9 protein-coding genes are annotated in these 12,171 nt (G+C 72.1%); 2 read left to right on the top strand and 7 right to left on the bottom strand.

The window, feature by feature from the left end:
• Window positions 1–8 precede the first annotated feature (8 nt).
• The 5 genes from FXF65_RS20830 to FXF65_RS20810 all read right to left on the bottom strand — a co-directional run bounded on the left by FXF65_RS20830 (window position 9) and on the right by FXF65_RS20810 (window position 5,001).
• Complete coding sequence (locus FXF65_RS20830) at window positions 9–902, bottom strand: hypothetical protein (RefSeq protein WP_148351672.1); 894 nt, start codon at window positions 900–902, stop codon at window positions 9–11.
• An 82-nt stretch (window positions 903–984) separates the two neighbouring features.
• Window positions 985–1,839 carry an aldehyde dehydrogenase family protein gene (locus FXF65_RS20825; RefSeq protein WP_148351671.1) on the bottom strand — a complete coding sequence of 285 codons (855 nt, stop codon included), beginning with the start codon at window positions 1,837–1,839 and terminating at the stop codon, window positions 985–987.
• Window positions 1,832–3,262 carry an aldehyde dehydrogenase family protein gene (locus tag FXF65_RS20820; RefSeq protein WP_148351670.1) on the bottom strand — a complete coding sequence of 477 codons (1,431 nt, stop codon included), beginning with the start codon at window positions 3,260–3,262 and terminating at the stop codon, window positions 1,832–1,834. The genes FXF65_RS20825 and FXF65_RS20820 overlap by 8 nt, the downstream gene beginning before the upstream one ends.
• Window positions 3,263–3,264: 2 nt before the next feature.
• Window positions 3,265–4,188, bottom strand: coding sequence for a deoxyribose-phosphate aldolase (deoC, locus tag FXF65_RS20815; RefSeq protein ID WP_148351669.1), 924 nt, complete (start codon window positions 4,186–4,188; stop codon window positions 3,265–3,267).
• A 60-nt stretch (window positions 4,189–4,248) separates the two neighbouring features.
• Window positions 4,249–5,001, bottom strand: a complete 753-nt coding sequence (locus tag FXF65_RS20810) for an IclR family transcriptional regulator (protein ID WP_148351668.1) — start codon at window positions 4,999–5,001, stop codon at window positions 4,249–4,251.
• A gap of 126 nt (window positions 5,002–5,127) precedes the next feature.
• Here FXF65_RS20810 and FXF65_RS20805 point away from each other — a divergent pair, with 126 nt between their 5' ends.
• Together FXF65_RS20805 and FXF65_RS20800 are read left to right on the top strand one after the other, a co-directional pair.
• Window positions 5,128–7,104 (top strand): acyl-CoA dehydrogenase family protein, encoded by a 1,977-nt coding sequence (locus FXF65_RS20805; RefSeq protein ID WP_148351667.1) that lies wholly within the window; start codon window positions 5,128–5,130, stop codon window positions 7,102–7,104.
• Window positions 7,105–7,263: 159 nt separating this feature from the next.
• Complete coding sequence (locus FXF65_RS20800; RefSeq protein ID WP_148351666.1) at window positions 7,264–8,079, top strand: class I SAM-dependent methyltransferase; 816 nt, start codon at window positions 7,264–7,266, stop codon at window positions 8,077–8,079.
• 354 nt (window positions 8,080–8,433) lie between these two features.
• On the opposite strand, the gene FXF65_RS45910 is transcribed toward FXF65_RS20800, so the two are convergent.
• Together FXF65_RS45910 and FXF65_RS20790 are read right to left on the bottom strand one after the other, a co-directional pair.
• Window positions 8,434–11,445, bottom strand: a complete 3,012-nt coding sequence (locus FXF65_RS45910; RefSeq protein ID WP_281288925.1) for a helix-turn-helix transcriptional regulator — start codon at window positions 11,443–11,445, stop codon at window positions 8,434–8,436.
• A gap of 156 nt (window positions 11,446–11,601) precedes the next feature.
• Complete coding sequence (locus tag FXF65_RS20790; RefSeq protein WP_148351665.1) at window positions 11,602–12,090, bottom strand: hypothetical protein; 489 nt, start codon at window positions 12,088–12,090, stop codon at window positions 11,602–11,604.
• Between the last annotated feature and the right edge of the window lie 81 nt (window positions 12,091–12,171).

Below are 12,171 nucleotides of genomic sequence, written 5' to 3'. Positions count from 1 at the left end.
TGCGGCGTTCAGCGTCCGCGGCCGGAGTCGGTGAGCCCGCTGAGGAACCCGCCGTCCGTCCGCGTGGAGTGCTGGAGCCCGTTCTTCGTCTCGCCCATGGTCGAGGTCGCCGACGCCGCGGCCGAGCGCGCCGCGTCGACCGCGCGGCGCGCGGGCGACTTGCGGGCGGCCGTGGTCCGGGCGGTGGTCCGGGCGGCCGTCCGGGTGGTGCCCGATCTGGCCGACCCCTTAGACGTGCCGGACCTGGTGGACGCCGTCGTCCTGGACGAGGCCGGCTTGCGGGCCGCGCTCGTCCGCGACTTCGGCGCCGTCGTCGTCTTCTTCGCCGTGCTCGACTTGGCCGTGCTCGACGACGACCTCGACGCGGGCTTGCGGGCCGTGGACGTCCGGGCCGACGTGGTCGACCGCGAACGGCTCGACGCGGCGGACGTCCGGCGGGTCGTCCCGGCGCGGGACGCGGTGGTCCTGCGCGCCGTCGTGCCCCCGCTCGCGGGCGACTTGGCGGTCTTGGTGATGACCTTCGCGGCCGCGTCCATCGCCTTCGCGGCGTCGGTCATCGCCTTCGTCGCGCTGGTCATGGCCTTGGTCATCGCCGTCATGGCCTTGGCCGACGAGGACGCCTTGGTCGCCACCGACTTCATCTGCGTCGCGGCGGTCTTGGCCTGGCTCGCGGCCTTGGTCACCCGGCTGGCGGCGGCGGTCGACGTCCGGCTGGACGCCGCCGACGTGCGCCTGGTCGTGGTCCCGGTGGACCGGCTGGTCGACGTCGACCGCGCGGCCGACGTGCGCTTCGCCGCCGGCTTGCGGGCCGTCGTGGTCTTGCGGGTCGCTGATGTGCTCTTCGTCGTACGCCCGGCCGTAGTTCGGCTCGGCGTCGTACGCGATGCGGTCTTGGTAGGCACTGATCTCCCCCCAGTGATGATCAGTTACGGGGAGATCTATTCCACGCTTTGTGACCCTTTACACACGTGCCGTCATTTCAGATCAGACTCCCACCGGATGCCAGACGGTCTTGGTCTCCAGGAACGCCGTCATGCGTGCGGTTCCGGGATCGTCCGGCCAGGCGTCTTTTCCCGGACGGAGGACGCGCTTCAGGTTCCCGGCGGCCTCCTCCTCCAGCCCCCGGACGTGCTCGGCGGCGGCCCCGGTCAGGTCGATGCCGTTCACGTCCATGTGGGACGCGAGCCACGGCGCGATCTCGGCGCGCCGCCCGGTGAGCAGGTTCACGACCCCGCCGGGCAGGTCGGACGTCGCCAGCACCTCGGCCAGCGTGACGGCGGGCAGCGGCGCGGGCTCGGACGCGACCACGACGCACGTGTTCCCCGACACGATCACGGGCGCGACCACGGAGACGAGCCCGAGCAGCGGCGAGTCGGGCGCGACGACCGCGACGACCCCGGCCGGTTCGGGCGTGGAGAAGTTGAAGAACGGCCCGGACACCGGGTTCGACGCGCCCGCCACGGCGGACAGCTTGTCGGCCCACCCGGCGTACCAGACCCAGCGGTCGACGGCGGCGTCCACCTCGGCGGCGGCGGCCTGCTTGGACGCCCCGGCGCGGCGCAGCTCGTCCGCGAACTGGTCGCGGCGCCCCTCCAGCATCTCGGCGACGCGGTAGAGGATCTGGCCCCGGTTGTAGGCGGTGCGCCCGGACCAGCCGCCGAACGCCTTGCGGGCGGCGGACACGGCGTCGCGGGCGTCCTTGCGGGACGCCTGCGAGGCGTTGGCGACGAACCGTCCCTTGGCGTCGTGCACGGGATAGGACCTGCCGGACTCGGATCGGGGGAACGCGCCGCCGATGAACAGCTTGTACGTCTTGCGCACGGCCAGACGGTCAGACATTCAGGTACCCCTCCAGGCCGTGGCGTCCGCCTTCTCGGCCGAACCCCGATTCCTTGTAGCCGCCGAACGGGGAGGCCGGGTCGAACTTGTTGAACGTGTTGGCCCAGACGACCCCGGCGCGGAGGCGTTGGGCCGTCCAGAGGATCTGCGAGCCCTTCTCCGTCCAGATCCCGGCGGACAGCCCGTACGGGGTGTTGTTCGCCTTGGTGACGGCCTCGTCCGGCGTCCGGAACGTCAGCACCGAGAGCACCGGCCCGAAGATCTCCTCCCGCGCGATCCGGTGCGACTGCGCGACCCCGGTGAACACCGTCGGCGCGAACCAGAACCCCTGTGCGGGCAGCTCGCACGGCGGCGACCACGCGGTCGCGCCCTCCGCCTCCCCGGCCGCCGACAGTTCGCGGATCTTGGCGAGCTGCGCCGCCGAGTTGATGGCCCCGACATCGGTGTTCTTGTCCAGCGGGTCGCCGACGCGGAGCGTCGCCATGCGCGCCTTGAGCCGCTCCATGACCTCCTCGGCCACCGACTCCTGGACGAGCAGCCGCGACCCGGCGCAGCACACGTGCCCCTGGTTGAAGAAGATCCCGTTGACGATGCCCTCGACGGCCTGGTCGAGCGCGGCGTCCTCGTAGACGATGTTGGCGGCCTTGCCGCCGAGCTCCAGGGTGAGCTTCTTGTCCGTCCCGGCCAGGACGCGGGCGATCTGCCGTCCGACCTCCGTCGAGCCGGTGAAGGCGACCTTGTCGATCCCGTCGTGGGCGACGAGCGCGCGGCCCGTCTCCCCCGCGCCGGTGACGATGTTGACGACGCCCGGCGGCAGCTCGGCCTGGCGGCAGATGTCGGCGAACAGCAGCGCGGTCAGCGGCGTCGTCTCCGCGGGCTTGAGCACGACGGTGTTCCCGCAGGCCAGCGCGGGCGCGATCTTCCAGGCGAGCATGAGCAGCGGGAAGTTCCACGGGATGACCTGGCCCGCGACCCCGACCGGCTTCGGGTCGGGCCCGAACCCGGCGTAGGGGAGCTTGTCGGCCCAGCCCGCGTAGTAGAAGAACCAGGCCGCGACCAGCGGCACGTCCACGTCGCGGGACTCGCGGATCGGCTTGCCGTTGTCGATCGACTCCAGCACCGCCAGTTCCCTGGCCCGCTCCTGGACGAGCCGCGCGATCCGGTACAGGTACTTGGCGCGTTCCCGTCCGGGCATGGGGCCCCAGACCTTCTCGTACGCCTTCCGCGCCGCCGCGACCGCCCGATCGACGTCGGACTCGTCGGCGCACGCGATATCGGCGAGGACGCTCTCGTCGGCCGGGTTCACCGACTTGAACGGCTCGCCGTGCCCGTCCGCGAACTCCCCGTCGATGAACAGGCCGTAGGAGCCGCGGATGTCGACGATCGCCCGCGACTCGGGCGCGGGCGCGTACTCGAAAACCATGATCAGTCCAACGTGAAGTAGTCGGGACCGGAATAGACGCCCGTCGCGAGCTTGCGGCGCTGCATCAGCAGGTCGTTCAGCAGGCTGGACGCGCCGAGCCTGAACCATTCGGGCGACAGCCAGTCCGGCCCGGCGGTCTCGTTCACGAGCACCAGGTACCGGATGGCGTCCTTGGTCGTCCGGATCCCGCCCGCGGGCTTGACGCCCACCTGCCGATCGGTGGCGGCCCGGTAGTCGCGGACGGCCTCTAGCATCACGAGCGTCACCGGCAGCGTCGCGGCGGGCGACACCTTCCCGGTCGAGGTCTTGATGAAGTCGGCCCCGGCGCGCATCGCGAGCCACGACGCCCGCCGGACGTTGTCCAGCGTGACCAGCTCGCCCGTCTCCAGGATCACCTTGAGGTGCGCCTCGCCGCACGCCTCCTTGACCGCCGTGATCTCCTCGAACACCTTCGAGTAGTCGCCCGCGAGGAACGCGCCCCGGTCGATCACCATGTCGATCTCCGCCGCCCCGGCCGCGACCGCCGCGCGCGTGTCGACGAGCTTGGCCTCCAGCGGCGCCCGCCCGGACGGGAACGCCGTCGCGACGCTCGCCACCTTGACGTCCGTCCCGGCGAGGGAGCGGACGGCGACGTCCACCATGTCCGAGTACACGCACACCGCCGCCACCCGCGGAACCGCCGCGTCCGCCGGATCGGGATGCGCGGCCTTGGCGCACAGCGCCCGCACCTTGCCCGCCGTGTCCGCCCCTTCGAGGGTGGTGAGGTCCACCATCGAGATGGCGAGGTCGATCGCCTCGGCCTTCGCCGTCGTCTTGACGGACCGGGTCGCGAGCCGCGCGGCCCGCTCCTCGGCCCCCACCTGGTCCACCCCGGGCAGCCCGCGCAGAAACGCGCGCAACCCGCCGGCGCCGTTCAGAGTCTCCATTGACACTCCCCCAGCATCGCCGAACCCCACCCCCGACACAAAACGGTCACCCGCGGGAAGTCAGAGGGAGAGGGCGCGTTGGAGTCGGTTGGCCGTCGCGCGGAGTAGGTGTACCGATTTTTCGATCTTGGGGAGGCGGCGCGGGGGGCAGGAGACCGCCAGGGCGCCCACGGCGGTGCCCGTCTCGTCGGTGACCGGGACGGCGGCGCAGCCCGTGCCCAATGCGTACTCCTCGCGGTCCACCACCAGGCCGTTCGACGTGTCGAGGGCGCGGAACAGGCGGCCGGGCTCGGTGATCGTGTTCGGGGTGAGGTCGACGAGCGGGTGCCGGGACAGGTAGTCGCGGCGGCGGTCGTCGTCGAGCTGGCCGAGGACGCACTTGCCGACGGCGGTGGCGTGCGCGGCGTCCTGGAAGCCGACCCACTGGTCGACGCGCGGGGCGCGCGGGCCGTCGACGACGTCGATGAGGCGGATCTCGTCGTCCACGTGCATGCCGAAGTAGGCGGCGGCGCCCAGTTCGTCGCGCAGCGCGCTGAGCGTCGGGCGGACGCGGGCGAGGAGCTGCTGCGCCCGGCTCCGCCCGTGCAGGGTGTCGACGCGGTCGCCGAGCACCCAGACGCCGTCCGACAGCCGGGTCGCGTAGCCCTCGTGGGCGAGGGTGCGCAGCAGGTGGTAGGTGGTGCCGAGGGGCAGCCGCGCCTCGCGCGCGAGCTGTTTGGCGGGGGCGCCGTTCGGATGCGCGGCGACGGCCTCCATGAGTCGCAGAGCACGCTGCACCGAGGCGATGAGAGTGGGCTTGCGTGGCTCTTCCATCACGCAATGCGAACCCCTCTGACCTGGCTGGGTCAAGGTCTTCAGGTGACAGTCCAGCCGATTGGATCAGCCGTGCTGTCCGGACGGGCAGGGTTTCCCGGTCCGACCACGGGAAACAGCCTTGCCATGCACGCAGACACCGAGCGCGGCCACGTCGACGAGCGGACGGCCCGGAAGGTCGCCGAGGAGGCGCGGGAGACCGAATGGCGGCTCCCGAGCTTCGGCAAGCAGCTCTTCCTCGGCGACTTCCGCCTCGATCTCGTCCATCCGCATCCCCGTCCCTCGGACGAGGCGCGGCGCAAGGGCGAGGAGTTCCTCGCGCGGCTCACCGAGTTCTGCGCGTCCAAGATCGACCCGGCGGAGATCGAGCGGGAGTCGCGCATCCCGGACGAGGTGATCATCGGGCTGCGCGATCTCGGCGCGCTCGGCATGAAGGTCCCGGAGCGGCACGGCGGGCTCGGCCTCGGCCAGCTCTACTACGGCCGCGCGCTGATGGTCGTCGGGTCGGTGAGCCCGGCGCTCGCCGCGCTGCTGTCGGCGCACCAGTCGATCGGCGTCCCGCAGCCGGTCAAGCTGTTCGGCACGCCCGAGCAGCAGGACGAGTGGCTGCCGCGCTGCGCCCGCGAGGTCAGCGCGTTCCTGCTCACCGAGCCGGACGTCGGCTCCGACCCGGCCCGGCTGCGCGCCACCGCCGTCCCGGACGGCGACGACTACGTCCTCAACGGCGTCAAGCTGTGGACGACGAACGGCGTCGTCGCCGACCTCGTCGTCGTGATGGCGCGCGTCCCGGAGTCGGACGGCCGCCGCGGCGGCATATCCGCCTTCGTCGTCGACATGGCGACGCCCGGCATCACCGTCGAGAACCGCAACGCCTTCATGGGGCTGCGCGGCATCGAGAACGGCGTGACGCGGTTCCACGACGTCCGCGTCCCGAAGGCGAACCTGATCGGCAGGGAGGGCGCGGGCCTGAAGATCGCGCTCACCACCCTGAACACCGGACGGCTCTCGCTGCCCGCCGGCTGCGCGGCGGCCGGCAAGTGGGCCACCATGATCGCGCGGGAGTGGTCGCGGGAGCGGGTGCAGTGGGGCCGCCCGGTCGGCGAGCACGAGGCCGTGTCGCGCAAGATCGCGTTCATCGCGGCGACCACGTACGCGATGGAGGCGATGCACGACCTGTCCGCCCAGCTCGCGGACGCCGGGCGCGGCGACATCCGGATCGAGGCGGCGCTCGCGAAGCTGTGGTCGTCGGAGATGGCCTACCGCGTGGCGGACGAACTGGTCCAGATCCGCGGCGGGCGCGGCTACGAGACCGCCGAGTCGCTGGCGGCGCGCGGCGAGCGCGGCGTCCCGGTCGAGCAGTTCGTGCGCGACCTGCGGATCAACCGGATCTTCGAGGGGTCCACCGAGATCATGCACCTGCTGATCGCCCGGGAGGCGGTGGACGCGCACCTCGCCGCGGCGGGCGGCGTCATCGACCCGGACGCGTCCGCCGGGCAGAAGGCGCGGGCGGCGGCGAAGGCGGGCGGGTTCTACGCCCGCTGGCTGCCGACGCTCGTCACCGGGGCCGGGCAGCGGCCGAGCTCCTACGCCGAGTTCGGGCCGCTGGCGCGGCACCTGCGGTACGTGGAGCGCGCGTCCCGCAAGCTCGCCCGGTCGATCTTCTACGCGGCCGGACGCTGGCAGGGCCGCCTCGAATACAAGCAGGGCTTCCTCGGACGGATGGTCGACATCGGCGCGGAGCTGTTCGCGATGAGCGCGGTGTGCGTCCGCGCCCACGCCGACGCCCGCGCCGACGCCCGCGCCGACTCCGGCGCCGACTCCGGCGCCGAGGGGCTCGGGATGGACGGCGCGGCGCCGGGGGCGTCCGCCGTGAAGCTCGCGGACGTGTTCTGCCGGCAGGCGCGCGTCCGCGTCGAGGAGCTGTTCGAGGGGCTGTGGCGGAACACGGACGCGCTGGACGTGAAGGTCGCGAAGGCCGTCCTCGCAGGTGAGTTCACCTGGGTGGAGCAGGGCGTGCTCGACCCGTCCATCCCCGGGCCGTGGATCGCTCCAAGCGAGCCGGGGCCGAGCGAGAGGGACAACGTGCACCGCGTTATCGGCTGACCCGTATCGGGCGTGCCGCCGTCCAACCCGGACGACGGAGATCAAGGCGACTGTAGACTGAGCGGCCTTCGCGCCAGAGATCGGACCGGTTCAAGCGGATCAGGTCAGCGATCCGGCGAAAAAAGAAGCCAACGCCCACGCACCCAGCGAGCGGGAAGTATGCAGTCATCTGGTCAGAAGAAGTCCATCGCAGGCACTCTCCTCAACCTCGTCGGCAGCCGTCAGAAACGGCCCGCGCCGGGGCCCGCCCCGGACGGGGACGTCGTCCAGCCCGCCGCGGGTGAGGGGGCCCTGGAGAACCATCTCGGCGGGGACGAGGCCCGCAACTACCGCAAGTACGAGTACGACACGGTCGCGCCGCACGTCGGCCGGTCGATGCTGGAGGTCGGCTCCGGGCTCGGGCACTTCTCCGAGCAGTTCGCCGGACGGCTCGACTACCTCGTCGTCAGCGACAACGACCCGTACTGCGTCGGCGAGCTGCGCAAGCGCCACGACGGCAACGAGGACGTCGAGGTCATCGACCTCGCCCTGCCCGCCGAGATCAAGATCCGGCGCAAGGTCGACACCGTCGTGATGATGAACGTCCTGGAGCACATCAAGGACGACGTCCAGGCGCTGCGCGACCTCGCCGCCGTCACCGAGCCGGGCGGCCGGATCGTCATCTGGGTCCCCGGCTACATGCAGCTCTACGGCGACTTCGACCGGAAGGTCGGGCACGTCACCCGGTACACGCCCGCGACGCTGGAGGCGTCCGTCCGGGAGGCGGGGCTCGTCCCGGAGGTGCTGAAGCCGATCAACTTCCTCGGCGGGATCGCCTGGTGGTTCGCGGTCCGCCGCGGCGGCGCGGGCTACCCCGACCCGAAGCTCGTCAAGATCTACGACCGGACGGTGGTGCCGCTGACGCGCGGCATCGAGCGGTTCGTCCGCCCGCCGTTCGGCCAGACCGTCTTCTGCGTGGCCCGCGTGCCGCGCTGACCTCACGGGCCTCGCGGGTCTGACGGACGCCGCGAGGGCAGTCTCCCAGCCGAATCTTCGGGCGACGGGAACGGGTCACGAAACACGGCCCGTTCCCGTCGCCTTTTTTCGTCCGCCCCGATCGGTATGTCGACCGATGACCGGAGGGCCTCCGACCTGGAGACTGGGCAGTGGCCGGAACGGTCCCCGGGTCGCCTCTCCGGGCGGAGAAGCACCGCCTGCTTCCGCGGGCCGCGACCGTGACGGCCGGCCACGTTGGTTCCCGTGTGGTCCGACGGTTCGGCGGCGGGGATCCCGGGAGGGGAGATCCCCGCCCCCGGATCAGACCGGCCCCGGATCAGACCGGCCTCCGGATCAGGCTCGCATCTGGTCGGCCCGCACCCGCCGCCCGTTCGCCGCACCGGCGCCCCGCCCGTGGCCGTTCCCGTTCCCGCTGCCAGTCCCAGTCCCAGTCCCGTTGCCGGTGCCGTTGGCGTCGCCGGTGCCGTTTCCAAGGGAGAACAGGCCGAGGCGGTGGGCGGTGGCGGCGGCCTCGCCGCGGCTCGTCACGTCCAGCTTGCCGAGGATGTTCGAGACGTGGACGCTCGCCGTCTTCACCGAGATGAACAGCGCCCCGGCGATGTCGCGGTTGCTGCGTCCCTGCGCGACGAGGCGGAGCACCTCGAACTCGCGCGGCGTGAGGCCGAGCGGCGCGGACGGGTCGCCGCGCCGCGACGTCCGGGTGCGGCGCAGCAGGTCGGCGACCAGTTCGCCGAGCGGGGCGGCGCCGAGCCCGGCGGCGAGCTCCGCCGCCGTCTCCAGCCGGACGGTCGCCGCGTCGTGGTCGCCGCCCGCGGCGGCGGCCTCCGCCGCGCGGAACAGCGCGCGGGCCCGGTGGTAGGGGTTGCCGACCGCCTCGAAGGCGGCGGCGGCCGCGTCCCAGGCGGCGCGGTCGAGGACGCCGCGGACGCGGGTCAGCTCGGCGGCGAACATGAGCTTGTGCGCCCGCTGGAGCGGGCCGCGGGACGCGAGCCCGGCCGCGCGCTCCTCCACCCGGCGCAGGTCGTCGGCGGCGGCGTCGCCGAGGTCGGCGCAGGCCGCGACGGCGACGGCCAGCGTCGGCCAGGCGTAGCGGGCGTCGTCCGGCAGGCCGGAGTGGTCGAGGACGGGACGCACCGCGTCCAGCGCGGCGCGGGCGTCGCCCTCGGCGAGCAGGATGTTCGCCTCCAGCCAGAGCATGGTGAAGTAGTCCTGCGTCTTCATCCACTTCATCTTGAGGTTCATGATCTCGCTGGACAGGACGAGCCGGGCCCGCGCCGTCCCGATGTCGCCGCGCGCCAGCGACACCCAGCCGGACAGGACGAGCAGCGACGTCCGCGTGGTGACGGCCGGGTCCTGCTCCATGGCGTGGTTGAGGACGGCGAGCGCCTCGTCCCAGCGGCCGAGCGACACGAGCGGCTCGGCCTGGTTGATGGACAGGAAGGTGCCCTGCGTCCGCTCGACCCCGTACTCGCGGGCCAGCTCCTTGCCGCGCGCCGCGACGGCGGCGGCCTCCTCGTGCCGTCCCGCGCCCTCCAGGAAGTGCGACTTGATCACGTAGTGGCGGAGCAGCACCCGGTGGGCCCCGGCGTTCTCCGCGGCCTCCTCCAGCTCCAGCAGCCCGGTGTCGGACTCGTAGTCGATGTCGGCGCAGAAGCGGGTGATCAGCGCCTCGGCGATGGTGACGGGGTCGCCGAGCGCGCGGGCGATGGAGAGCGCCTCCTCCGCCGTCTGGCGGGCCTTGGCGATGTCGGTGGTGATGCGGACGTATTTCCCGAGCGTCGACAGGGCGCGGGCGCGCAGGGCGCTCGGCGGGTCGACGGGCAGCGCGTCCACGGCGGCGCTCAGGTCTTCGACGAAGCCGGGAAGGGCCATCTGGTAGCGCATCCGGCCGCGCAGCTCCAGCAGTCCGGCGCGCAGCTCGGGCTCGTCGCCGCGGGACTCCAGCTCGCGGAGCGCGGCGTTGACGAGCTTGATCCCGCGGTCGAACTCGCCCGCCTGGTCGGCGGCGGTCGCGGCGTCCTGGAGGACCTTGATCTGGTCGGCGCCGATGCGCTCGGCGGCGTCGGGAACCTGGTCCCACAGGCCGAGGACGCGGGACAGCATGGTCAGGCACTCGGCGTAGGCGAGCGACTTGCGGGCCTCGGCGGCGGCGCGCCAGGACGCGACCAGCGCCCAGGTGCTGTTGTGGGCCCGTTCCCAGTGGAAGCTCAGCTCGACCCAGAGGCGTCCGGGCGGGACGAGGTTCGGGTCGTTCTCCATGGCCTCGGCGTAGCGCTTGTGCAGCCGCGTGTACTCGCCGGGCAGCAGGTCGTCGCTGACGGCCTCGCGGATCAGGGCGTGCCGGAAGGCGTAGCCGTCGCCGTCCACGACCAGGACGTTCGCGGCCACGGCGGGGCGCAGCACGCGGGTCAGCTCGGCGTCGTCCAGGCCGGTGACGGCGGTGAGCAGGGCGTGGTCGATGCGGGTGCCGCCGCCGCTCGCGTCGCGCAGCGCCTCCTGCGTCTCCTCGGGCAGCCGCTGGACGCCCGCGAGCAGCAGGTCGCGCAGCGACTCGGGCAGCAGGCAGGGCATCGTCCCGTCGTCGTCGAGCAGGGCCTCGATGAACAGCGGGTTTCCCTCGCTGCGGGCGGTGACGCGGTCGACGAGCCCGGCGGGCGGGGTGTCGTCGAGGAGTTGGGCGACGAGGGACGCGACGTCGGAGCGGGTCAGCCGTCCGATCTCCATCCGGCGGACGCGCTCGGCCCGCTCCAGCCCGGCGAGCAGCGGGCGCAGCGGATGGGCGCGGTGCAGCTCGTCCGACCGGAACGTCACGACGATCAGGACGGGCGCGTCGGCGACGTTGCGGATCAGGAAGGACAGCAGGTCGCGGGTGGAGCGGTCGGCCCAGTGGGCGTCCTCGATAACGAGCATGACCGGGCCGCTCTCGGCGAGCCGCTCCAGCAGCGTCAGCATGACCTCGAAGAGGCGGGCGCGCTCCTCGTCGGAGGCGGCGTCGGACTCCGGCTCGCCGAACTCGGGCAGCAGCCGGGCGAGGCAGCTCGTGTCGCCGCGCGGGACGAGCCCGGCGATCCCGTCGATGCCGACGTCCCGGACGAGGCCGCGCAGCACGGTCGTGAACGGCGCGAACGGCAGTCCGTTGGAGCCGAGCTCCAGGCAGCCGCCGCTGAGGACGCGGGCGCGGCGGCCGTCCACGGCGGTGGCGAACTCGCGGATCAGACGCGTCTTGCCGAGCCCGGCCTCACCGCCGACGAGCACGGCCCCGGGCGCGGCGGCGAGGGCGTCGTCCAACCGCCCCAACTCGACCGATCTGCCGACGAGGACGGGACTCATCGCGTGTGCGCTCACGCCACAAGCATGCCAAACGGATCGGACAATCCCACCTGAATATCACTGCGTGAGATCGCACCGGCCCCGCCCTCGGCGCTCGCCCAGGTCGGCGGCCCGCCCGCGCTCCCGCCGATCTCAGCTGGTCGAGCGCTCGGTGGCCGGACGGTCGTCGGCCTACGCCACCGTGACGAATGAGTTCGAGCCATCACCGACCACGAGGACGACGCCCTTGACGGTTGCCAACCGTCCCAGGTCCGTCGAAACGTACGGGCCACCTCGATGGAGCGAGTCCACATATGCGTATGAAGGGTGATCAGCATTGGCGATGTGAAAACTCCAGCCATCGAGATCCTGCTCCGAAGAGTCACCTTCATCGGGAAGCCAGACCGCCATCTCCTTGTCACCCTGCAAGGCAGGGGCTCCGGCCCTGGTTCTTGCGTAGGCCATGAACTCGAAGGGGTCCGTCGACCGACGCTTCTCGCGATGGGTCTGCAAGGGCTTCAGCAGGATCCAGCCGCTCAGGGTATTCCGGGAGCCAGCTCGCGAGAGCGCCACGTAGACGTCCTCATCGCTCTCGTTCCTGATTCCAAAATGATATTCCTTGCCGTGGTTCGCACGGTCGAGCAGCTCGCCCGCCACGAATTTCGCCAAGCCGAGCAGCATGCGCGTCCCACCTTTTGATCATCGGCGATCGTGGCGTCGTCCCAGGGCCAAGTATCTTCGCGGCGAAGAGATCATCGTGGC

The sequence above is a fragment of the Actinomadura syzygii genome, from assembly GCF_008085905.1.
Classification (GTDB): domain Bacteria; phylum Actinomycetota; class Actinomycetes; order Streptosporangiales; family Streptosporangiaceae; genus Spirillospora; species Spirillospora syzygii.
The sequence above is the reverse complement of the archived record's forward strand: the minus strand, read 5'-3'. Positions and strand labels throughout refer to the sequence as shown.